A 22,542-nucleotide genomic window follows, 5' to 3' on the forward strand; every position below is an offset into this window, starting at 1 on the left:
CGGCAACGGCCACGGATTAGCTTGTAGCCTGGCTAATTCGTCTGAGTAACAGCGGCGCGGTTTGCGCTGCTGGTTGCCAGACCAGCGCATTCAGGCGGGATGCACATAAGCTATCGCCCTGAAGCGGCGCCCTTTAACCTTTTATCTGCTTTTTGTTGGGTGAACCTGGATGAAGAAATCAACATTACTGGCACCACCCGAGAACGCAACGCTGCTATCTCAGATGGTCCAGCGCTTGCCTCTCTCTGATACGCACTTTCGCCGTATCAGTCAGCTCATTTATCAGCGTGCCGGCATTGTGCTTGCCGATCATAAGCGCGAGATGGTTTACAACCGGCTGGTGCGTCGTCTGCGCACATTGAACATTGATGACTTCGGACGTTATCTCGCCCTGCTGGAAAACGATCAGAACAGCGCCGAGTGGCAGGCGTTTATTAACGCGCTGACCACCAACCTGACGGCGTTTTTCCGTGAGGCGCACCATTTTCCGATTCTGGCCGAGCATGCCAAACGGCGCGGGGGAAACTACAACGTCTGGAGTACCGCGGCCTCTACCGGCGAAGAACCGTACTCCATCGCCATGACGCTGGCGGAAACGTTGGGCACCGGACCGGGCAAATTTACGGTTCATGCCAGCGATATCGATACCCAGGTACTGGAAAAGGCCTCATCGGGGATCTACCGCCAGGAAGAGCTGCGCACGCTATCGCAGCAGCAGATGCAGCGCTTCTTTTTGCGCGGTACCGGCCCACACTCCGGCATGGTGCGGGTGCGTTCTGAACTGGCAGGCATGGTGAGCTTTACCCAGCTTAACCTGCTGGCGCACGAATGGTCGCTGCCCGGACCGTTTGATGCGATTTTTTGCCGCAACGTAATGATCTATTTCGACAAAGAAACTCAGGAAAAGATCCTGCGGCGCTTTGTTCCGCTGCTGAAGCCCGGTGGCCTGCTGTTTGCGGGTCACTCGGAAAACTTCAGCCAGATAAGCAAAGAGTTTTATCTGCGCGGACAAACGGTTTACGGGCTGACTAAGGAAAGATCATGAGCAAAATCACCGTAATGTGCGTTGATGATTCAGCGCTAATGCGACAACTGATGACAGAAATCATCAACAGTCATCCCGATATGGAAATGGTGGCGACGGCGCCCGATCCGTTGGTGGCGCGCGATTTGATAAAACAGTTCAATCCGCAGGTGCTGACGCTGGATGTCGAGATGCCGCGTATGGATGGCCTCGATTTTCTGGAAAAGTTGATGCGTCTGCGCCCGATGCCGGTAGTGATGGTTTCATCGCTGACGGCGAAGGGATCGGAAGTGACCCTGCGCGCACTGGAGCTGGGTGCGATTGATTTCGTTACCAAGCCGCAGTTGGGCATTCGCGAAGGCATGATGGCTTACAGCCAGATGATTGCCGACAAAATTCGTGCCGCAGCGCGCGCGCGTATGGTGCCGCGCCTTAATCAGGCGGCGCCGGTGATGCTGAAAGCGGGCCCGCTGCTCAGTAGTGAAAAGCTGATCGCCATCGGCGCATCAACTGGCGGCACCGAAGCGATCCGTCATGTGCTGCAGCCGTTGCCGATGACCAGCCCGGCGCTGTTAATTACGCAGCATATGCCGCCAGGTTTTACCCGCTCGTTTGCCGAGCGTTTGAACAAGCTGTGCCAGATCACCGTGAAAGAAGCGGAAGATGGCGAACGTATTCTGCCGGGCCATGCTTATATTGCGCCCGGCGCTATGCACCTGGAGCTGGCGCGCAGCGGCGCTAACTATCAGGTGAAACTGAACGATGGTCCGCCGGTTAATCGTCACAAGCCTTCGGTGGATGTGCTGTTTAAATCGGTGGCGCAGCATGCCGGACGTAACGCCGTCGGCGTCATCCTTACCGGGATGGGCAATGATGGCGCGGCCGGGCTGCTGGAGATGCAGCGCGCCGGCGCCTGGACCATCGCGCAGAATGAAGCAAGCTGTGTGGTTTTCGGTATGCCTCGTGAAGCAATTGCTTACGGGGGAGCCAGTGAAGTGGTGGATCTGCACCAAATCAGCCAGCATATGTTGGCCAAAATTAGCGCCGGACAGGCATTGCGTATTTAACCAGGCCCGTCCAGCGGGTTGAGATAACACAGGAGTAGATATGGTTGACAAAAATATGCGCTTTTTAGTGGTGGACGATTTCAATACGATGCGTCGTATTGTGCGTAACCTGCTAAAAGAGCTGGGCTTCAACAACGTTGAAGAAGCCGAAGATGGGGCAGACGCGCTGACCAAGCTGCGTGCTGGCGGTTTCGATTTCGTCATTTCCGACTGGAACATGCCGAACATGGATGGTCTGCAACTGCTGCAAACCATTCGTGCCGACGCCACGCTGGGCAAGCTGCCAGTGCTGATGGTCACCGCGGAAGCGAAGAAAGAGAACATCATCGCTGCGGCGCAGGCGGGAGCCAGTGGCTATGTGGTGAAACCTTTTACTGCGGCGACCCTGGAAGAGAAGTTAGGTAAGATCTTCGAAAAATTAGGTATGTAAGGAGACGTGATGAGCGAACTTACGAAACCAGCGACCGACGCGGCATCGGCGCAGGACATCATCACACGCATTGGCTCGTTAACGCGCATGCTGCGTGACAGTCTGCGTGAGCTGGGGCTGGATCAGGCCATAGCAGAGGCGGCGGAAGCGATTCCCGACGCCCGCGACCGCCTTGATTATGTTGTTCAGATGACTGCTCAGGCTGCTGAGCGCGCGCTGAACTGCGTAGAAGCATCACAGCCGCGCCAGGATGCGCTGGAGCGCGGCGCCAAAGATCTTAAGACACGCTGGGATGCCTGGTTTGAGGACCCCATCGAGCTGTCGGATGCGCGCGTGCTGGTTTCGGATACGCGCGAATATCTGGCTACCGTGCCGGAACACACGTCCTTTACCAACGCACAGCTGCTTGACATCATGATGGCGCAGGATTTCCAGGACCTTACCGGTCAGGTTATCAAGCGTATGATGGATGTGATCCAGGAAATTGAGCGCCAGCTGCTGATGGTGCTGCTGGAAAATATGCCGGAAGCGAATGCGCGTCAGAAGCGGGAAGAGAACAGCCTGCTGAACGGCCCGCAGATCAATGCCGCCGCGCCTGGCGTGGTTGCGAACCAGGATCAGGTTGATGACCTGCTCGATAGTCTGGGCTTCTGAGTTAAACGCTGCCGTTCGGTAAACCGGAGCGGCAGCCCTTTTGCTTGTGCACAGGCCGACGATCGCCCGATCGTCGGCCTGCTTTTTCCATTCCCTGAAATAACCCCTGTTTAACCCTGTTACTCCACCCATTAAATTTGCCTGGGTTTGGCAAGCTATGCCTAATTCCTATTCCAGAGCAGGTGATCAACGTGGCTGAAGGTAGCGACGAGGAAAAAACAGAATCGCCCACACCCCACCGACTAGAGAAAGCACGCAAAGAAGGGCAGGTCCCGCGATCCCGCGAACTGACTTCTCTGCTGATGCTGGTGGCGGGGTTGCTGATTTTGTGGATGGGCGGCGGGACGATGGCGCGTCAGCTGGCTGAGATGGTCGCCTCCGGCTTTAGCTTTGATCATCATTTGATTAACGACCCTGGTCAGATTGTACGTCACATCAGTCGTCTGCTGGGGCTGGCGGTATGGGCGCTGGTGCCGATGATGGCGGGCCTGGTGCTGGTAGCGATCGCCGCGCCGATGCTGCTGGGCGGGATTGTCCTGAGCGGTAAATCCATTTCATTCAAGTTTAGCAAGCTGAATCCGCTGAGTGGCCTGAAGCGCATGGTGTCAGCGCAGACCTGGGCCGAGCTGTTAAAAGCGGTGATGAAAGCGGTGCTGGTGAGCTCGGTGGCTGGTTGGTATATCTGGGTAAGCTGGCCAGAGATGCTGCACCTGGTCAGCGAATCTCCGTTTGTTGCGCTGGAGCACGGCATGCGCATGGTCGCCGTATGCTGTTTTCTGGTGGTGTTGGGGCTGGTGCCGATGGTGGGCTTCGACGTCTTCTGGCAGCTCTACAGTCATTTCAAGCAACTACGCATGTCGCAGCAGGATATCCGCGATGAATATAAAGAGATGGAAGGCGACCCGCACGTTAAGGGCCGTATCCGTCAGGCGATGCGCGCAGCCGCTCGTCGCCGCATGATGGCTGACGTGCCGAAAGCGGACGTGATCGTTACCAACCCCACGCACTATTCCGTCGCGCTGCAGTATGACGAGAAGAGAATGAGCGCGCCGAAAGTGGTGGCAAAGGGGGCGGGCGACGTGGCATTGAAGATTCGTGAGTTGGGGAAAGAACATCGCGTGCCGATACTGGAAGCGCCGCCGCTGGCGCGCGCCCTTTATCGTCACAGTGAAATTGGACAGCACATTCCTGGCGCGCTGTATGGCGCGGTAGCGGAAGTGCTGGCCTGGGTATGGCAGCTGCGTCGCTGGAAGCGCGAGGGCGGCCTGATACCGCAGAAACCTCAACGTTTGCCGGTGCCGGCTGAACTGGACTTTGCAGGAGAAACGAGAACTGATGGCTAATCTGGCCGCTTTACTTCGCTTACCGGGTAACATGAAAGATACGCAGTGGAAGGTGCTGGCTGGCCCGCTGCTGATTTTGATGATCCTGTCGATGATGGTGCTGCCGCTGCCGCCCTTTATCCTCGATCTGCTGTTTACCTTTAATATCGCGCTGTCAATTATGGTGCTGCTGGTAGCGATGTTTACCCAGCGGACGCTGGAGTTTGCCGCGTTCCCGACCATTCTGCTGTTTTCAACGCTGCTTCGCCTGGCGCTGAACGTTGCCTCCACGCGCGTTATTTTACTGGAAGGGCATACCGGCGCCGCGGCGGCAGGTCAGGTGGTGGAAGCGTTTGGCCACTTCCTGGTCGGCGGCAACTTCGCCATCGGTATTGTGCTGTTTGTCATTCTTATCATCATTAACTTTATGGTTATCACCAAGGGTGCCGGACGTATCGCCGAAGTGGGCGCGCGCTTTGTACTTGACGGGATGCCTGGCAAGCAGATGGCGATCGATGCCGATTTGAATGCCGGTTTGATTGGCGAAGAAGAAGCGAAAAAGCGCCGTACAGAAGTCACCCAGGAAGCCGATTTCTACGGCTCAATGGACGGTGCCAGTAAGTTCGTTCGTGGTGACGCTATCGCGGGCATCATGATCATGATTATCAACGTGGTGGGCGGCCTGATGGTGGGCGTGCTCCAGCACGGAATGTCGCTGGGCACCGCAGGGGAAACCTATACGCTGCTGACCATCGGTGACGGCCTGGTTGCGCAGATCCCCGCTCTGGTGATCTCGACCGCCGCCGGTGTGATTGTTACCCGCGTCGGTACCGATGAGGATGTGGGCGAGCAGATGGTGACCCAGCTGTTCAACAATCCACGCGTAATGATGCTGAGCGCCGGCGTATTAGGCCTGTTGGGGCTGGTGCCGGGCATGCCGAACCTGGTGTTCCTGCTGTTTACCGCCGCGCTGTTAGGCTTAGCCTGGTGGCAACGTGGCCGCGAGATGCAGCCGAAGCCGGTAGCGCAGCCGTTGCCGCGTGCGCAGGAGACGGCCGCAACGGTTGAAGCGACATGGGGCGATGTACAACTGGAAGACTCACTGGGGATGGAAGTGGGCTACCGCCTGATCCCTATGGTGGATCAGCAGCAGGATGGTGAGCTGCTGGGACGTATCCGCAGTATTCGTAAGAAGTTTGCGCAGGAGATGGGCTTTCTGCCGCCGGTGGTGCATATCCGCGACAATATGGATCTGCCCGCTGCCCGCTATCGTATTCTGATGAAAGGGGTTGAGATCGGCAGCGGCGACGCTTATCCGGGACGCTGGATGGCGATTAACCCTGGTACGGCCGCCGGTACGCTGCCGGGTGAAGCGACGGTTGACCCGGCCTTTGGTCTGGCGGCGATCTGGATTGACAGCGCGCTGAAAGAGCAGGCGCAGATTCAGGGCTTTACCGTAGTGGAAGCCAGTACCGTCGTGGCTACGCACCTTAATCATCTGATTGGTCAATATGCCAGCGAGCTGTTTGGTCGTCAGGAAGCGCAGCAGCTGATGGATCGCGTGAGTCAGGAAATGCCGAAGCTGACTGAAGATCTGGTGCCGGGCATTGTGTCGCTGACGACGCTGCATAAGGTGCTGCAGAATCTGCTGGCCGAGCGCGTGTCGATCCGCGATATGCGCACCATTATTGAGACGCTGGCGGAACATGCGCCGGTACAGAATGACCCGTATGAGCTCACGACGGTGGTACGCGTGGCGCTGGGCCGCGCCATTACCCAGCAGTGGTTCCCGGGCAATGGCGAAGTGCAGGTGATTGGTCTTGACGCGACGCTGGAACGTCTGCTGTTGCAGGCGCTGCAGGGCGGTGGCGGACTGGAGCCGGGTCTGGCAGATCGTTTGCTGGAGCAGGCGCAGCGCGCGCTGCAAAATCAGGAGATGTTAGGCGCGCCGCCGGTGCTGTTGGTTAATCATCCGCTGCGTGCGTTGCTGGCGCGCTTCCTGCGCCGTAATCTGCCGCAGCTGGCGGTGCTCTCGAATATGGAGCTGAGCGATAATCGCCATATCCGTATGACCGCAACCATTGGAGGTCAGTAATGCGACTTTCACTCTGTGCGTTGATGTTGCTGTTGCCGCTGGCAACGCAGGCGGCGGACGGTGCCTGGCAGGGGAGCGCCACCGGCGTGACGTTAAGCAATCGCGGCGTGGAGGCATCATCGCCGCCGATTGCGCCGCCGGGTCCGATTTCCGGCCTGATGAGTGTGATTTACTGGCGTTTTGAACTGACCGGCCCGCAGCCAGCTGGCCTGATGGTAAAACTCTGTTCCAGCACCCGCTGCACGCCGATCGAAGGGGCCAGCGGCTCGACGCGCGGCCTGACCAATGTGCCCGCCAGTGATACGCTGCGTTTTGTGTATAGCGTACAGGGGAAGGGAAGGCTGTTTCCTGTCACGCGGGTGCGCAGCAATCAGGTAATGGTAAATTACAACTAGTACCGCGTCTTATCGCACCGATCTGCCTGCTCCTCTGGGTAAGCACTGCGACGCAAACCACTCCACGTGTGGCCTTTTCTGACAACAACCTTTCCGGTGCCAGATAGCAGATAAAAAAATCCACGCCGGAGCGTGGATTTTTTGCTGTTATCAGGGCTTCGCCAGAAACAAGGGCAGCCTGTGGCTTACATACGCTCGACGGTTTCAATACCCAGCGTATCCAGACCCTGCTTCAGCGTGCGTGCCGTCAGCAGCGCCAGCTTCAGGCGGCTCTGGCGTACTGCGGCGTCTTCTGCTGACAGAATCGGACAGTGTTCGTAAAAACCAGAGAACAGACCGGCCAGATCGTACAGATAAGCACACATCACGTGCGGCGTACCGTCACGTGCTACCAGCGTAATGGTCTCTTCAAACTGCAGCAGACGCGCCGCCAGCTGTGCTTCGCGCTCGTCGTTCAGCTGAATGGTACCTTCCAGCAGCGCATTCTCATCAATACCGGCTTTACGGAACACTGACAGCACGCGCGTATAAGCATACTGCATATAAGGTGCGGTATTGCCCTCAAATGCCAGCATGTTATCCCAGTCGAAAATGTAATCGGTGGTGCGGCTTTTCGACAGGTCGGCATATTTTACCGCGCCAATACCAACAATATTTGCCAGTTTGCGCAGCTCATCGGCATCCATCTCCGGATTCTTTTCCGATACCAGCGCGGTAGCGCGCTCAACCGCTTCATCCAACAGATCGGAGAGCTTAATGGTGCCGCCGCTGCGGGTCTTAAACGGACGCCCATCTTTGCCCAGCATCATACCGAACATATGGTGCTCAAGCGGTACCGATTCCGGCACATAGCCCGCTTTACGTACGATGGTCCAGGCCTGCATCAGGTGCTGGTGCTGGCGCGAATCGATATAGTACAACACGCGATCGGCATGCAGCTGCTCATAGCGATATTTCGCGCAGGCAATGTCAGTGGTGGTGTAGAGGTAGCCGCCGTCCTTTTTCTGGACGATCACGCCCATCGGCTCGCCGTCTTTATTTTTAAACTCGTCAAGGAAGACAACGGTTGCGCCTTCGCTTTCCACCGCCAGCCCTTTCGCTTTCAAGTCGGCAACGATGCCCGGCAGCATATCGTTATACAGGCTTTCACCCATAACATCGTCACGCGTGAGCGTCACGTTCAGACGATTGTAGATCGTCTGGTTCTGGGTCATGGTGATATCAACCAGCCGCTTCCACATGGCGCGACAATATTCATCGCCGCCCTGTAATTTCACCACGTAGCTGCGCGCGCGCTCGGCGAAAGCCTCATCTTCGTCATAGGTCTTTTTCGCTTCACGGTAGAATGCTTCCAGATCGGCCAGCGCGATCTCTTCATGATGCTCACGCTGCTGCTTTTCCAGATAGGCGATCAGCATACCGAACTGTGTGCCCCAGTCGCCGACATGGTTGGCGCGGATCACGTGATGACCAAGGAATTCCAGCGTACGTGCCGCCGCATCACCGATAATGGTTGAGCGCACATGGCCTACGTGCATCTGTTTCGCCACGTTTGGCGCTGAGTAGTCAATCACGATAGTTTGCGCATCCACCGGCGCAACGCCCAGACGCGGCGATGCCAGCGCGGCTTCCGCCTGCTGCGCCAGCCATTCAGGGGCGAGGAAAATATTAATAAAGCCCGGACCCGCGATTTCAACCTTACTGGCGATGCCATTAAGATCAAGATGCTGAACGACCTGCTCAGCCAGCTGACGTGGCTGCTGACCCAGTTTTTTCGCTACCGCCATAATGCCGTTGGCCTGGTAATCGCCAAACTGAACTCTGGCCGACTGACGAACCATAGGTTCGCAATCTGCCGGCGCGCCAACGGCGATCATCGCCTGACTAACTTTTTCCGAAAGGAGAGCCTGAATATTCACCGAGTTACCTTCATCCGTCTGCACTGCCCACCGCGCCAGGGGCGGCAGGCATAATCATCGCGACGCCTGACAGGGTGCTGTACAATAGCGTCGCGGAAAAAAGAAGGGGGGAAGTATACGTTATTTGCGGGGGTGCGTCAGCAGCCGTAGCAGGCGGAAACATTGCTGTTGATGTTTCCGCCACCGACGAAAAAAGGTTAACGACGTCGAGAATGCCGATATGGGTTATTTACCGTTTTTTCATTGCGCACCTTCCAGTGGCGGGTGAGAGCATACCCCATCAGCGCGATAAGAACTGCAATAATAATAAGTTTAAGCATAAAGCCATTCCTTGTGTGATGGTTCGGGTAAATCTATAAGAAAGACTTGGTAGTCGCAATTGCGCACTTAACCAATTAGGAATTACCTTAAAGCCCCTGCAAACATAATTAAAAACATTAGGTTAACCGGGGTTTTATAAAATATTTCCTGGACCTGTGCCGTGCTAAACTGGACATAAATAAGGTAAATTACGCCAGCTTATCTAAAAAAACCTGTCATTAACGCTATTTTTACAACTATAACTGGTCTTGCAAAATTGCTTATAAAGCAATCAATGTTTAAGAAAATTGTCTAAAAGTGGAGAGTAATTGTGCCATTCAGGAATAATCTGGAAGCGCTATCTGACCTGACAAACGATCTGCCGCGTTTTGAAAAATCACTGGTGAATCTGGCGGAAAAGTTGGGTTTAGTACTGGAAAACCTCGAGGCCGACCATATTTCGCTGCGCTGCCATCAAATTGCGACAGCGGAGCGCTGGAAACAAGGCTTGATGCAGGTTGGCAAGTTGTTCTCAGAAAAAATGATTAACGGCAGGCCGATTTGTCTGTTTCAACTGCACGAGCCGCTAAGCGTAGGGCCGTGGCGGATCGAGGTGGTTGAGCTGCCCTGGCCGGGCAATAAACTCTATCGCCATGAAGGATGGGAGCATGTTGAAATTGTCCTGCGCGGCGATCCGGCCACGCTGGGTGCCAGGGCAATGGCATTATTATCTGACAGCGGCCTGCTGCAGCCGGGCATTTCATTCAAAACCAGTGCGCCGCAGGGCGAAGGCGAACGTCTGCCTAATCCCACGCTTGCCGTGACCGACGGAGAGATCACCATTAAATTCCATCCCTGGAGTTTGCAGGAGATTGTTGCCAGCGAGCAGGATTAAGCCTTTGCCGCAGCGACCGCGCGTTCCAGGCGTGTCACCGCCTCTTCCAGCGTGGCCCGCGTACAGCCGAAGTTAAAACGCACGAAGCCATCGTCGCCAAACTCCCGCCCCGGTGAAAAACCCAGCCCGTGCTGTTCAAACCAGAGCGTCGGGCTGTCAACATTGGGTAAGCGTGCTGAAATCCAGGCCAGATAGGTGGCTTCCGGCGGCGCGACGCACAAACCCGGCAGCGCATTAACACGTTCACACAGCCAGTCACGATTATGGCGCAGATAATCGATCTGAGCCTCAAGCCAGGGCTGACCATCGCGCCAGGCTGCGGTAGCAGCGGTCAGCGCCAGGATATCTACCGAGGGTACCAGGCCGCGACGTGCCACTTTGAAACGCTGGCGCAACGCTTTATTGGGAATAATCGCCAGCGATGCGCCCAGGCCAGCGATATTAAAGGTTTTCGAAGGTGAAATAAGCGTCACTGAACGCTGCGCGGCATCCTCGCTAAGCGTAGCGAAAGGCGTATGCGTTAAGCCCGGCTCCAGGATCAGATCGCAGTGGATCTCATCAGAACAGACAATCAAATCGTGGCGCTGAGCAAACCGCAGCTGCTCCGCTAATTCTTCGCGCCGGTAGACCGTGCCGCCGGGATTATGCGGATTACACAGCATCAGCAATTTCTCATTTCCCTTTAGCTGCATCTCCGCCGCTGCCAGATCCATTATCCAGCGCTGATTTTCCAGCCGCATTTGCAAACTGATTTGGCTGCGCTCTGCCCAGGCGGCGGCCAGTCTGAAAGGAGGATAAATGGGCGTCGGGGCAAGGGTGCCTTCGCCAGGGGAAGTAAAGGCGCGCACGCATAAATTGAGACCGGCAACCACGCCGGGCAAAAACACTAACCAGTCCGGCTCAATCTGCCATTGATAGCGGGTGGCCATACGTTCAATAACGATATCGATAAGCTCGTCGGGCTCGCTGCCGTAACCGAATACGCCATGTTCCACGCGCGCGTGCAGCGCCTCGATAACCGCAGGCGGCGAAAGAAAGTCAGTATCCGCTACCCACAGCGGCAAAACATCGCGATCGCCATATTTTCGCCATTTAAGGCTATCGCTGTGATACCGGTCTATCCATTGGTCGAAATTGAATGCCATGATTACGTCTCTCTTTACACTACCTGCAAACTGAGCCTAACTGAGAATCAGGAAACCAGCCAGCAGTCATTAACAGGAGGATGAAATGGTTAAACTGGAAGTCTGCTGCTACGGAATCGACTGCGCGGTTAACGCCCAGCAGGCGGGCGCTGACCGGATTGAGCTTTGCGCCGCACCGAAAGAGGGCGGTTTGACACCGTCCGCAGGCATGTTACAGGCGGCACGCGAACATCTTGATATTCCGGTCCACCCTATTGTTCGTCCACGCGGCGGCGATTTTTGCTACAGCGCCCGTGAGTTCGCCACGATGAAATCAGATATAGCGTTAATTCGGGAGCTGGGTTTTCCTGGCGTGGTGCTGGGGATGCTTGATGAAGATGCCTATATAGACATCAACAGGATGGAGGAAATAATGTCGCTGTGTGGCGATATGCAGGTGACTTTCCATCGCGCTTTTGATCTCTGCCATAGTCCGAAACGTACCCTGGAGACATTGACCGGTCTGGGCGTTGCGCGCATTCTTACATCAGGCCAGCAACAAAATGCGGAGAACGGAATTGCATTGTTAAAGGAACTTACTGAGTTAAGTAAAGGTCCAATTATTATGGCGGGTGCGGGCGTCAGGTTAAGCAACCTGCAAAAATTTCTGGATGTCGGGATCCGTGAGCTGCACAGCTCCGCCAGTCATCTGGTTTCTTCCCCGATGCGCTACCGGAAAGCGGGCGTTTCCATGAGTTCCGATGTCGAGACCGATGAATTCAGCCGTCAATGTGTTGATGGTGAGATGGTTGAGGCGATGAAGAGCATTATGCAGATGAATGTTGTTCGGGTTGCCTGAACCATAAACAGTTTTTGCCGCGCAGCACGCCGTTCCTCAGACGTGATGTTTGCAAGTACCAAACCCCAGCACTTTGTTGGGGTTTTTTTTATGCCAAAAAGAGCCTGATAAAAAGTGCGACTTTGAAATCATAACCTGCCTGCCGCATCATTTTTAGTGGATTTCACACGCTTCATTTTCCTGTCAATCCAGGATGTTGACATCAGCGTAACACTTCCTGCAGTAGATTTAATCCTGCTTTCTCTTGCCTGATTTTGACTGTTATTAAATTTCGATAAGAATATTCTCGATTATCCTGGTTAAATTCTTATATAATTTTTAACTGGTATTGATGCTTTGTAAACAAAGCAAGATTACTTTAGATAAATTGTCAGGATAAAGGCCTATGAAAAACAGGAAGTTAACATTGCTTCTCACCGTTATGGTACTGGCTTTAACAGCGTGTAATGAGAAAGAAGGTGTAACGTTTGTTAAAAATCCAGATAAGGCAGGTGAATCAATCACGCCTCCTGACTGGGCCGCTATTGCACGTAGTGACATTCAGAGCGGTTTGGCGATGAGTCTTTTTAGCGCGACCTGTAAACTCCTTTATCGCGATGAGCAGTGGTTTGTGGGATGCAAACCAGAAGAAGACGAATCATCGTTTATGCTCTATTCCATTCAGCAGGATAAAACCTCGAAAATGAGTTCTGTAGTGGTTGCGATTAACGATCTGGCGAAACGTTATACGCATCAAAACCTGATGCTGCGTCAGATTATCACTACCGATACGCAAAATATCGCGCTTAATCCTGAACGTTTAAAACAAGATTTCGAAGCCCAGTCAGGAACATAAAAGAGGGAGCAGATCTCTTTTCAAGCCTGTGCGTTAACAGGTAAGCCTGTCATTCTGTATCACTACTTGTGATATCAGCGGTTGCCCCATGCTGCCGGAGCCTAATCCGGCGGCACTCTTATTCTTCCCTCGTTGCCTCTCCTGAGCTTTTTTAACGATAGATATCGACAAAACCTATTGCCTGCCTCTGGTAGCCATCGCTCTGGAAACTTTTTAAGGTCTGAAAAGGATGTTATTAACTTTAATACGCTTTGGTACGAGGGCGAAAAGTTAAATCTGCAGCAAATTTAACTAAATGAGCCAGGTCACATTTTTCACATTGGTTACCAGTGCTAAACACATTGCTGAATCTGGTGCCGATCTTCCGTCACGCCGCAAAATAAACCCACTCTTTGTAATTTATTGAAAGATATAACTATTTTCTTTCGTGTCTTTTTTCTGATGCGAATAAGAATTTTTCGCAAAATACCCTAAAAGAGCGAGTTATTGATTGGTTTTACACTAATCGACTGTATTTAAAGCATAAATTATACAGGAGGGAAAGTTATCACTGGAGGGGAAGAAAGTTTTTCACCTTATCAGAAATTTTTTTACGCAAATTTTCATCTCTTGTTACCGTTAAGCCTGTTTAATCATTAGAAATCGAAAAATGATTAGCTGACAGTAAGTTAGCTCATCTATAACTCTGCTGAAACGCCTGCCAGTGCTACGTTTTGCTATCGAAATCGCCTGTGAACAAGCCCATTTTTCCAGCAAACAAACTTGACAGTTTTTTAATAGCTAATAGTATTTTTAATAACAAAGGTTATGAAGTGTGGTGAATGTGTTAACCGCCTCGTCAGCGAACTATTAAGCCGCATTCATGCTTCATAGACGTGTTGAAGCATAGTTGAACCCGGAGCGGCGCCCAGGCGCCGATGGGAAGTTAGATAACTGACGGGCTGAGTAGCTGAAGAGGTTCGCCATGATTTATGTCTTATATCGTGTCGCCGGTGGGCAGTATCGCGAGTTCACCTTACCGGATGATGATGTGGCGGCTTACCGGCGCAAATCACGGATTAAAAAGATAGCGACGCCGATAAGTTCGGCGGAGGAGGAGAGTTCGACAGCCGGTAAACGTGGATCATCCACGGTTAAAAAGCCGTTAGATGGACCTTCGAGATAGCGATAGACGCTGATGCGCTCATTAACACGAGCGATGACCAGGTCACCTGACTCTGGCGGAATAGCAGTATCAATAATGACGATACTGCCCGCAGTAGCTTCAGCACAACCGCTGTTTCGATCTATCAAGTAGGCTCGCCAGGTTTTTTTGGCGCGGACGCCGTTAGGCGTGGTTACGGTCTCGCTGGTTTTGCCTGCGAGCGTCCAGACAGGGACGTCACTGGCCGCGGGAGTATGTGAAAAACCTTCTTTGTTAGAAGGTCCCTGCATCTCTCCCTGACCTTTGGCCAGCCATTCGACATTGACGTTGAGTGCGGCCGCGATGTCGACCAGTTTGCGTGATCCAGCGGCCTGACCTTTGGTCAGACGCCAGATAGTAGGCTGGGAAACGCCGGATGCTTTAGCTAAAGCACCCTGAGTCATTCCGGCCATGTTCATCGCTATATTGAGCCGCGTAGCAAGAGAATCTGTTTTCATAAACGAAAATTTATAGCGCGCCGTATTGTTCGTCAAACACGCTTTGCTATGGCCTGATTCGATACGTTTTGTTATGGGTTCAAGCATTATACATAACAGAATGAAAACCACCAATGTGGCAGAGCCAATTTTTAACAAGGTCACGGGTAAGCTGGAGAAGGAGAGAGTGCGATGAGCGAGATAATAAAAATTCTTAAATTTGAAGAAGGTTATCGGGCAAAGCCTTATATCGATACAGAAGGATATCCGACCGTGGCTTATGGCATCAAACTTGGGCCACGCGGATGCCCAATAAGTAATTATACCTTCACGGTGCCGGAGGTGGTGGGGAGCGTATGGCTGGAAACCCTGTTGAGCAATAACAGGTTACAAATGAATGCCATGCCGGGAATTGTCGATGCGCTGCGACATTGCAACGAGCCGCGGAGCGATATTTTGTACAGCATGGCATGGCAAATGGGGGTTGAGGGGTTAGCCGGATTCAAGAATATGCTGGCCCTAATTTCTCAGGAGAATTTTACCGCGGCGGCCAGCAGCATGTTGATGAGTAAGTGGGCACGGCAAACGCCTAACCGGGCGAAGCGCCATGCGGATGTGATGCGTAGCGGCAGTTACGAGGGTTACAGAGGGGTAATCATATGAAATTACGGCTGGTTAAGGATTGGCCAAACTGGTGGCGCTGGCATTCTACGAAAGCGCTGGTTGCACTCGGTCTGCTACCTACGATTTGGCTTGAAATGCCTGCTGAGTGGAAAGCATTGATTCCGTCTCACTGGCTACAAATTACTTCATTCATTGTCATGCTGGTGGGAATGTTTTCACGTATTACCAGGCAAAAAGCACCGCCTGATACCAATACGCCAGCTGATAGAGAAGGCACAAATAATACGCCTTGAATTAAATATTACGCACCAGGGCTTAATAATGAAAACGGTAAAAAATAATTCCGTAATAGAAGCGGAAAGGGATTTCCGCAACCTTAATTCGTGCGCTGAACAGTTTTAACAAGGATAAAAACCCTTATTTTTCATTCTGGAGGTTCATCATGGCTTTAACTACATCTTCTCAAAAAATTGCTGCAACAAGTGCAACTGATTATACAACCGATAATACCGTCGCTTTTCAGGCGCTGCTTAATAAGGAAAGACATGTCATCGTCGATACCATTATTAATCTTTCTGCACAGGTTAAAACTGCCTTTGAAGGGCAGATTATCGAAGGAAAGGAGACGGGTGAAATCAGGCCGATAGGCACCGCTATGAGTATCCGTTCGATGATTGCGTTGAAACATAAGCGTTGTCAGCTGCGTAGTCTGAAATCGACCAATCCATTATTGCTGCAAAGTAACGTTCCCGGCGATCAAGGCGGAGGTCGTCAGGGGACGGTAGATATTCAGGCGGACTTCTGCGTGATTGAAGGTTGTACCATGATTAACCAGGTTAACGCCGTTATTGCCGGTTCAATCTTTCGTGCGCATGGTTCACGTATTATCAATAATAACTTCCTGGACTGCCTGGGCGTTGGTCTGGAAGAGCGTGGTGATGCCGTCAGTATCTGGGGTTCCGGTACGGTGATTGCTCATAACTACGCCTCCTGTAAAGAAGGCACCGATGGACGCATTGCGTTTCATGCCGAAGCGCCGGTTACTTCCAACAGCGGACGCGCCCATTTTGATGCTCAGCATACTATTATGGCGAATAACCTGGCCTACGGCCCGTTCCGCCGTCACTTTGTGATGGAAGGGATTACCAACGGGACGGCGATCGGTAACATCTCTCTCGGCGGCGCGACCTGGTGGGGCGAAGCTTATATTATGTGTACCAATGTGCTGGCGGAAAATACGATTAAATATACCCGTACATCTGCCGATACGCAGGGTGCCAACTGGGCGCCGAAACGCGGGGCGATTTGCGTACAGAACTGGTCATATAACGTAAGTATCCGTTCAAATGTGGTCATGGACGAAGGCTCCGTCGGCGACGGTTTTATTCTTGATCGCTCATCAACGGTGAAAGCTGAACATCGTTTGACGCTGCAACTCTCCATGCTGAATAAAGGAGACGAAAGAAATAACGCCTTTAATTTAGTGCCGGCAGAAGATCTGCATTTGAATAACTGTTATGCCGCAGGTTTCGCCAGTGTTATTAAAGGAACCACTAGTGATTATAATACCGTCCTGTTAACGGGTTGCCGTTTAAGAACCAACGGTACCGCTACCGGTGTATTAATTCAGGGCGGTTCAGGCGGCACACTGTCAATTAACCATAGCATTATAGACGTAGGCAGTAATAATTTTGCTATGAACCTGTTCAATTTGGCGAAAATTCATATTACCAGTACCGGTTATGCCGCAGCAAAATTCGCCCTTGGTCTGCAAAACATCGGTGAAAAATTCGTTATGAGTAACTGTTATAACCTTAATTCTGATGTACCGCTCAGCCTGCGTTATACCAGAACCAGTACTACAGGCGGAGCGCCGATTGTTACGTCAGAAGGTGATGTACCGGAAATTGAATGGCTGTTTAATCAGAATGATGGCATTACCTGTGGATTCGTCTATTCTCAGGCGCAGCTTAAATCGTTGACTTCTACAGTTAATACTTTCGGCAAAGCAATGGGTAAAATCGTACTGGGTTACACCGCTGATAAGAAACTACGTTACTACTATGCAACAGGGCAGAGTGCTAATGCGCCCTGGGTAACGTTTGATTATAATGAAACTGTGACGCCGGCTTAATTTACCGGGCCTTCCGTGCAGTGCGGAAGGCCATTTTTGTTAAGTAAGCTTAACAAGGCCGTTCCTTAGCTTACTCCTTTAGTATGAATATACTCCCACGCATATTAGCGGCCAATTATTAATGCGGCTTCTACTGGGAGAATTCCCACTTTTTTCCTTTCAACATGTTAAATTCGGTCAACTTATTTTTCTTCGGTTGTTTTTTACCGTTTTTATATCGAAAGAGAAGGCGCTATCACAGTCATTAAAATACTGATTTAGTTAACACGACTAAAAATAAAATAATTTATAATAAAGCGGGTATTGCGCCTTTTAATAGTATATTTCTGACCGATTGTCGGCTGGGGTAACGGTACCGCTACGGGGATTTTGCTTTGTCTATTCGCAGGCACAGCTTGCGTCCTCCGCCTCCGCCGTAAATGCTATTGGTAAATCCTCAGGCAAGATTGTACTGAGCTATGATGTAAGTAAGCAGCTACGTTACTACTATGCCACGGGTGAAGAGGCAAAAGCGCCATGGGCCATGCAGGAAAGCACGCGTTCAGTTACGCCTGCCTGACCTGATGCTACCGCCGTCTACGGCGGAGGCCTTGATGCTGGTATCCCCATGGCATTACCACAGGAATTAATAATGAAGTCTGGATACCTGGCACTGACTACCGGCATTTGCAGCCTGAGCTTTTGCACCCTGAGCCTGGCGGCAGAAACCTGCCGCGCCATTCCTGAAGCGATAAAACAGAGCAACAGCGTCATTCTGCTGGGCGGCACGGCAAAAGGGCCGGTTAAACAGGTGGTGATGGGCGAGTTCGGCAAAAATGTCAATTCGCAAAAGCGCGTATTGGGCCAGTTCGACCGTTGCGGTCAGCTTGTCGTCGCGGATATCAGCTACGATAAAAACGATCAAAATATTGTTCTGGCTATGGAGCAGCATATTTTTCGCGTTAATCACGGCTGGCTGGCGGAATACCAAATCTCAGTGAAAGTGCAAAAAGAGAATGCCCTGGTTGAGGTAAATAACAAGCAGGGCAATATCAGCTATATGGTGGGAACCAAAGGCAATATCATCAGCGCCAGCGATAGTTTTATGCTGATGGGGAAGAAAGGTTTCACCGAGACAACGTACAGCTATGATCCTCAAATGCGTTTAAGCACCAGCACATCACGTGGCTCGGATAGGCTCACCAACGGTGAATATCGCTATCGCTGGAACAAAGCGGGATTGCTGCTGGGCAGCAGATCGGCGCAAAGCCAGGAGAGTTACACTTACGATGCGCAACAGCGTGAACTGGGAATGCGGATGATTAATACCACCAGCAACGGCACCATTACCACGCTGGATGAGTGCCAGAGCTGGGATAAAACCGGTAACTGCACGCTGAGCTATTCCCATGAAACCGAAATTGCCGGGCAGGAAACCCTGCAGCGTCAGCTGGGGACGGCGTATCGCTTTGAGTACTGGGATAGTGAGGCAGAGAAGAGTGGAGAGGAAAATCGCTAAACGCTTTTTCGCACGGTGAGGGCCTGAACAGAGGCGTCCGTTGACGCCTCTGCTATTTAACGCCGTAACGTCACTATTTCACGCTTTGACTGAACGCATCTACCGCCAGAATAGCATTGGCGACCGCTTCCGGCGTCAGTGCCGGATTAAGGTTTTTCAACGTGTCGCCTTCGCTGTTTGCCTGCGCGCCAATTCTAACCATATTTTCCCAGCTTTCATTTTCCAGGTGCATCTCTGCCAGCGTAGTCGGCATGTTTATGGCGCGGTAAAAGCGGATATAGCGGGCGATCTCCTCATCGGGCCGCTGTTCCAGTACCATCTGCGTGAGCGTGCCATACGCCACTTTTTCACCATGCGTCAGATGATGAATATCGCCTTCGATAGCGGTAAAGCCGTTATGAATCGCATGCGCGCCCGCCAGTCCGGCATTTTCAAAGCCCAGCCCCGAAAGCAGCGTATTGGCTTCCACCACTGCTTCAACCGCAGGCGTTACGCGCTTTTGCGCCACGGCGGTCCAGGCGCTGTAGCCCCAGGTCAGCAGCGTCTCTTCACAGGCGCGGGCGATCGCCATTCCGGCAATGGTGGGATCGCCATTCACCATCGATTTACCGTGTGAGCGCAGCACCGCCTGCGCTTCAACGTAGGTCGCCAGGCCATCAGCAATGCCGGAAGCAAACAGCCGCACCGGCGCCTGAGCGCAGACCCAGGTATCCACCAGCACCAGGTCGGGGTTTTTACTGTAAAAGCGATAACTTTCGAAGACGCCGCTATCGGAATAGATAACGGAGAGCGCGCTACAGGGCGCATCGGTCGAGGCGGCGGTCGGCACGATCGCCACCGGCGATTGCAGCTCATCCGCCACCGCTTTGGCCGTATCCAGGGTTTTGCCGCCGCCCAGACCAACCACGACCACAGAGCCCTGTTGGCGTGCGGCATTTGCCAGGCGGGTAATCTCACTGCCGGAAGCCTCACCATTGAATTTTTCATAGTGCTGCTGGATATCGCTCTGTTTCAGCGTATTTTGCACCTGTTCGCCAACCAGTCCCCAGACAATATCGTCAGCGATCAGAAATGCGCTGTCACCTAATTCTTTCAGCCAGGTTCCCAGTTCAGTCAGTACGCCAGCGCCCTGAACATATTTGCGTGGGGAGGAAAAAACAAACTTACTCATTCCCATTCTCCTTTTAGCTATTGATTTAACGTGTTAGCTAAAGCCTGGCAGGTTTCCGGGCATGGGTTTGTTAAAGAGTGGGAAAAGGGAAATTATCCATAGCGCTGCTGGTGGGCTTTTTTGCGTCGCAGGTAATCTTCATCCGCACGAATTTTATCCCAGTATCCTTTGAAAATGGTGGCCGATTCGACTTTCTCTGCGTCCAGCTGTTGCGGCAGCACCTGCCGCTGCGCATCATATTTTTTACCGCCGGGATGATTGGCATAGCGTCGCGCGCGGGTAAAACCCATCTGAATAAATTTACGCGCCATATCCATACCAACAAAATCATCCTGCTGTCGATAGGCTTCAAACAGCGCCATAATTTTTTCCGCTGACTCACGCGCAATGGCTGGGGTACGAAAGCGCCAGTGCGGTAAAATTTCCGATTTGTAAGGCTCGACAAGCAGTACGCCCTGTTCGCCCCGGCCTACCTGATACAGTTCCGGGTGCTGGCGAAAATCGATGGTTTTAAAATCCTGCTGATAATCAAACTCTCTCATTGGCCCTCCTGTAATCGCTGCGTTAAGTTTAGTGTTTAACGCGCAAATCTGCTTTTCTGCGGCGGAGCCGTTGGGTAGGAGGGGAGTGAATAAAGCATTGGGAAGGGCGCTGGGGCGTTAAAAAAGGGCATCCCGGGATGCCCCTGACTTTCCTGTTACGGCTTGCGTGCTACCAGCACGGCACGCAAAGGCGCGGGATAACCTTCCACGGTTTTGCTGCTGTCCTGGGGATCGAGAAAGTCCGTCAGCGATTCGGTAATCATCCAGTCGGTGCGTCGCTGTTCGTCGGTGGTGGTGCGGGAATAGTCCACGATGCGCACATCAACAAAACCGCATTTTTCCAGCCAGCGCGCCAGTGCCTCCGCCGACGGAATAAACCAGACGTTGCGCATTTGCGCATAGCGTTCGCCCGGCACCAGCACATCATGCTCGTCGCCTTCAATTACCAGGGTTTCCAGCACCAGTTCGCCGCCGCTTACCAGCTGATTTTTCAACTGGTAGAGATGATCCAGCGGGGAGCGCCGATGATAGAGCACTCCCATGGAAAAAACGGTATCAAAAGCCTTCAGTTCCGGCAGCTGTTCAATACCGACCGGCAGCAGATGCGCGCGCTGATCGTTGCCAAGCAGCTTACGTACCGCTTCAAACTGGCAGAGAAACAGCTGAGTGGGATCGATGCCCACCACCAGATTTGCGCCCGCGCCAATCATGCGCCACATGTGATAACCGCTGCCGCAGCCGACATCCAGCACGGTGCGATCGGTGAGCGGGGAGATGTGCGGTAGCACGCGATCCCATTTCCAGTCGGAGCGCCACTCGGTATCAATATGGGTGCCGTAAAGTGAATAAGGACCTTTGCGCCACGGCATCAGGGTGCGCAGCAGTTTTTCGATGCCCTGACGCTGGCGATCGCTAAGCGCATCGCTGTCGGCGGTAACGCTGTGCTGTAAATCGAGATGCTGCGGCGTGAGCTGCGGCAGGTTATCTACCGCTTTGGTCCAGTTGCGGAAATGGCCGTGCAGATTTTCACGCTGCCAGGCTGCCAGCTGCGCCGGCAGCACTTCAAGCCAGCTGGCCAGCGGACCCTGCGCGATGCGCTGATAAAAGTTGCCGAAGTCGATCATGCCGTACCTGCTTTTAACGCCACCAGAGAGCCAAAGTTAAAGCACTGGAACCAGAGTTCGCTGTGTTGAAAACCGGCCTGGCGCAGGCGCGCCTTATGTGTTTCCACCGAGTCGGTCAGCATCACGTTTTCCAGCATGCTGCGCTTCTGGCTGATTTCCAGTTCACTGTAGCCATTGGCACGCTTGAAGTCGTGATGCATGTTAAATAACAGTTCGCCCACTTCCGCATTTTCAAAGCTGAATTTTTCTGACAGCACCAGCGCGCCGCCAGGATTCAGACCCTGGAAGATGCGTGCCAGCAGCGCCAGACGATCGTCAGGTGCCAGGAACTGCAGGGTGAAGTTCAGCACCACCATTGAGGCATTTTCAATATTGATACCGCGAATGTCAGCTTCGATAACCTCAACCGGGGTGCTGGCGCGGAAGGCATCGATATGACGACGGCAGCGTTCAACCATTGCCGGAGAGTTATCAACCGCAATAATTTTGCAGCCTTCCGTCTGTACCGAACGGCGCACGGAAAGCGTGGCGGCGCCAAGCGAACAGCCCAAATCGTAAACCCGGGTATGGGGCTTAACGAAGCGTTCGGCCAGCATGCCGATCATAGAGATGATATTGGAATAACCCGGCACCGAGCGCTGGATCATATCCGGGAAAACTTCAGCTACGCGCTCATCAAACGTCCAGTCGCCCAGTTTATCAATAGGCGCGGAGAACAGCGTATCTCGATTAGACATAGGGGTAAATCCGGTCAACTACGGAAAGGGCGTTATTTTGGCAGAAAGCGCGGCGCGCTGCATCTTTTGTCGCGCGAACCGCAGCGGCTGCGACAACCGTTGAGTCGTGAAGGCGCCGCACGCTTAGCAAGAACGGTCTCAAAAAACGGTGAATATGGCGTTGGGCACAGATT

The 22,542-nt window shown here is 52.9% G+C and carries 22 protein-coding genes; 14 read left to right on the forward strand and 8 right to left on the reverse strand.

Annotated features, from left to right (window positions below; translation table 11 throughout):
* Positions 1–169: 169 nt before the first annotated feature.
* The 7 genes from cheR (at position 170) to flhE (ending at position 6,987) form a co-directional block, all read left to right on the forward strand.
* On the forward strand, positions 170–1,045 hold the full coding sequence (gene cheR, locus ACQE3Z_RS03725; protein WP_085071430.1) for a protein-glutamate O-methyltransferase CheR: 876 nt from the start codon (positions 170–172) through the stop codon (positions 1,043–1,045).
* Positions 1,042–2,091, forward strand: a complete 1,050-nt coding sequence (locus ACQE3Z_RS03730; RefSeq protein WP_250650172.1) for a protein-glutamate methylesterase/protein-glutamine glutaminase — start codon at positions 1,042–1,044, stop codon at positions 2,089–2,091. Before cheR ends, ACQE3Z_RS03730 begins: the two co-directional genes overlap by 4 nt.
* Before the next feature lie 40 nt (positions 2,092–2,131).
* Positions 2,132–2,521 carry a chemotaxis response regulator CheY gene (gene cheY, locus ACQE3Z_RS03735; protein ID WP_085071432.1) on the forward strand — a complete coding sequence of 130 codons (390 nt, stop codon included), beginning with the start codon at positions 2,132–2,134 and terminating at the stop codon, positions 2,519–2,521.
* A 9-nt stretch (positions 2,522–2,530) separates the two neighbouring features.
* Positions 2,531–3,175, forward strand: coding sequence for a protein phosphatase CheZ (gene cheZ / locus ACQE3Z_RS03740; protein WP_085071433.1), 645 nt, complete (start codon positions 2,531–2,533; stop codon positions 3,173–3,175).
* Positions 3,176–3,366: 191 nt separating this feature from the next.
* Entirely contained in the window at positions 3,367–4,518 is a 1,152-nt protein-coding gene (gene flhB, locus ACQE3Z_RS03745) for a flagellar biosynthesis protein FlhB (protein ID WP_426972219.1), read from the forward strand.
* Positions 4,511–6,592: a flagellar biosynthesis protein FlhA gene (gene flhA, locus ACQE3Z_RS03750; protein ID WP_426972220.1), complete on the forward strand. Its 2,082-nt coding sequence runs from the start codon at positions 4,511–4,513 to the stop codon at positions 6,590–6,592. The genes flhB and flhA overlap by 8 nt, the downstream gene beginning before the upstream one ends.
* Positions 6,592–6,987, forward strand: coding sequence for a flagellar protein FlhE (gene flhE / locus ACQE3Z_RS03755; RefSeq protein ID WP_426972221.1), 396 nt, complete (start codon positions 6,592–6,594; stop codon positions 6,985–6,987). The genes flhA and flhE overlap by 1 nt, the downstream gene beginning before the upstream one ends.
* Positions 6,988–7,172: 185 nt before the next feature.
* Here the strand turns inward: flhE and argS are convergent, their stop codons facing one another.
* On the reverse strand, positions 7,173–8,906 hold the full coding sequence (argS, locus tag ACQE3Z_RS03760) for an arginine--tRNA ligase (RefSeq protein ID WP_426973048.1): 1,734 nt from the start codon (positions 8,904–8,906) through the stop codon (positions 7,173–7,175).
* Positions 8,907–9,103: 197 nt separating this feature from the next.
* The gene (locus ACQE3Z_RS03765; protein ID WP_257788816.1) at positions 9,104–9,226 is read right to left on the reverse strand and encodes a hypothetical protein; all 123 of its coding nucleotides are present in this window, start codon (positions 9,224–9,226) and stop codon (positions 9,104–9,106) included.
* A 311-nt stretch (positions 9,227–9,537) separates the two neighbouring features.
* On the opposite strand from ACQE3Z_RS03765, the gene ACQE3Z_RS03770 reads away from it, so the two are divergent.
* Positions 9,538–10,101, forward strand: coding sequence for a VOC family protein (locus ACQE3Z_RS03770; protein ID WP_250650167.1), 564 nt, complete (start codon positions 9,538–9,540; stop codon positions 10,099–10,101).
* Here the strand turns inward: ACQE3Z_RS03770 and ACQE3Z_RS03775 are convergent.
* Positions 10,098–11,246: a MalY/PatB family protein gene (locus tag ACQE3Z_RS03775; protein ID WP_426972222.1), complete on the reverse strand. Its 1,149-nt coding sequence runs from the start codon at positions 11,244–11,246 to the stop codon at positions 10,098–10,100. The genes ACQE3Z_RS03770 and ACQE3Z_RS03775 overlap by 4 nt on opposite strands.
* An 85-nt stretch (positions 11,247–11,331) precedes the next feature.
* Between ACQE3Z_RS03775 and cutC the strand changes: the two genes are divergently transcribed.
* Together cutC and ACQE3Z_RS03785 are read left to right on the forward strand one after the other, a co-directional pair.
* Positions 11,332–12,084, forward strand: a complete 753-nt coding sequence (cutC, locus tag ACQE3Z_RS03780) for a copper homeostasis protein CutC (RefSeq protein WP_426972224.1) — start codon at positions 11,332–11,334, stop codon at positions 12,082–12,084.
* Positions 12,085–12,469: 385 nt separating this feature from the next.
* Positions 12,470–12,919: a hypothetical protein gene (locus ACQE3Z_RS03785; RefSeq protein WP_426972226.1), complete on the forward strand. Its 450-nt coding sequence runs from the start codon at positions 12,470–12,472 to the stop codon at positions 12,917–12,919.
* Between the two features lie 1,038 nt (positions 12,920–13,957).
* Here the strand turns inward: ACQE3Z_RS03785 and ACQE3Z_RS03790 are convergent.
* Positions 13,958–14,596 (reverse strand): helix-turn-helix domain-containing protein, encoded by a 639-nt coding sequence (locus tag ACQE3Z_RS03790; protein WP_426972227.1) that lies wholly within the window; start codon positions 14,594–14,596, stop codon positions 13,958–13,960.
* 135 nt (positions 14,597–14,731) lie between these two features.
* Here ACQE3Z_RS03790 and ACQE3Z_RS03795 point away from each other — a divergent pair, with 135 nt between their 5' ends.
* From ACQE3Z_RS03795 to ACQE3Z_RS03810, 4 genes are all read left to right on the forward strand, one after another.
* Complete coding sequence (locus ACQE3Z_RS03795; RefSeq protein ID WP_426972229.1) at positions 14,732–15,202, forward strand: glycoside hydrolase family protein; 471 nt, start codon at positions 14,732–14,734, stop codon at positions 15,200–15,202.
* Positions 15,199–15,456 carry a hypothetical protein gene (locus ACQE3Z_RS03800; RefSeq protein WP_426972230.1) on the forward strand — a complete coding sequence of 86 codons (258 nt, stop codon included), beginning with the start codon at positions 15,199–15,201 and terminating at the stop codon, positions 15,454–15,456. The genes ACQE3Z_RS03795 and ACQE3Z_RS03800 overlap by 4 nt, the downstream gene beginning before the upstream one ends.
* A 149-nt stretch (positions 15,457–15,605) precedes the next feature.
* Positions 15,606–17,297, forward strand: coding sequence for a hypothetical protein (locus ACQE3Z_RS03805; RefSeq protein ID WP_426972231.1), 1,692 nt, complete (start codon positions 15,606–15,608; stop codon positions 17,295–17,297).
* A 631-nt stretch (positions 17,298–17,928) separates the two neighbouring features.
* Positions 17,929–18,795, forward strand: a complete 867-nt coding sequence (locus ACQE3Z_RS03810) for a hypothetical protein (protein ID WP_426972232.1) — start codon at positions 17,929–17,931, stop codon at positions 18,793–18,795.
* Between the two features lie 73 nt (positions 18,796–18,868).
* On the opposite strand, the gene ACQE3Z_RS03815 is transcribed toward ACQE3Z_RS03810, so the two are convergent.
* From ACQE3Z_RS03815 to cmoA, 4 genes are all read right to left on the reverse strand, one after another.
* Positions 18,869–19,966, reverse strand: a complete 1,098-nt coding sequence (locus tag ACQE3Z_RS03815) for a glycerol dehydrogenase (protein ID WP_426972234.1) — start codon at positions 19,964–19,966, stop codon at positions 18,869–18,871.
* Positions 19,967–20,058: 92 nt separating this feature from the next.
* Positions 20,059–20,508, reverse strand: coding sequence for a DUF4385 domain-containing protein (locus ACQE3Z_RS03820; protein ID WP_085071446.1), 450 nt, complete (start codon positions 20,506–20,508; stop codon positions 20,059–20,061).
* 155 nt (positions 20,509–20,663) lie between these two features.
* On the reverse strand, positions 20,664–21,632 hold the full coding sequence (gene cmoB / locus ACQE3Z_RS03825) for a tRNA 5-methoxyuridine(34)/uridine 5-oxyacetic acid(34) synthase CmoB (RefSeq protein ID WP_426972235.1): 969 nt from the start codon (positions 21,630–21,632) through the stop codon (positions 20,664–20,666).
* Positions 21,629–22,369: a carboxy-S-adenosyl-L-methionine synthase CmoA gene (cmoA, locus tag ACQE3Z_RS03830; protein WP_426972237.1), complete on the reverse strand. Its 741-nt coding sequence runs from the start codon at positions 22,367–22,369 to the stop codon at positions 21,629–21,631. Before cmoA ends, cmoB begins: the two co-directional genes overlap by 4 nt.
* Positions 22,370–22,542: the final 173 nt, after the last annotated feature.

The sequence above is a fragment of the Pantoea sp. FN0307 genome (assembly GCF_050113815.1).
Classification (GTDB): Bacteria; Pseudomonadota; Gammaproteobacteria; order Enterobacterales; family Enterobacteriaceae; genus Mixta; species Mixta alhagi.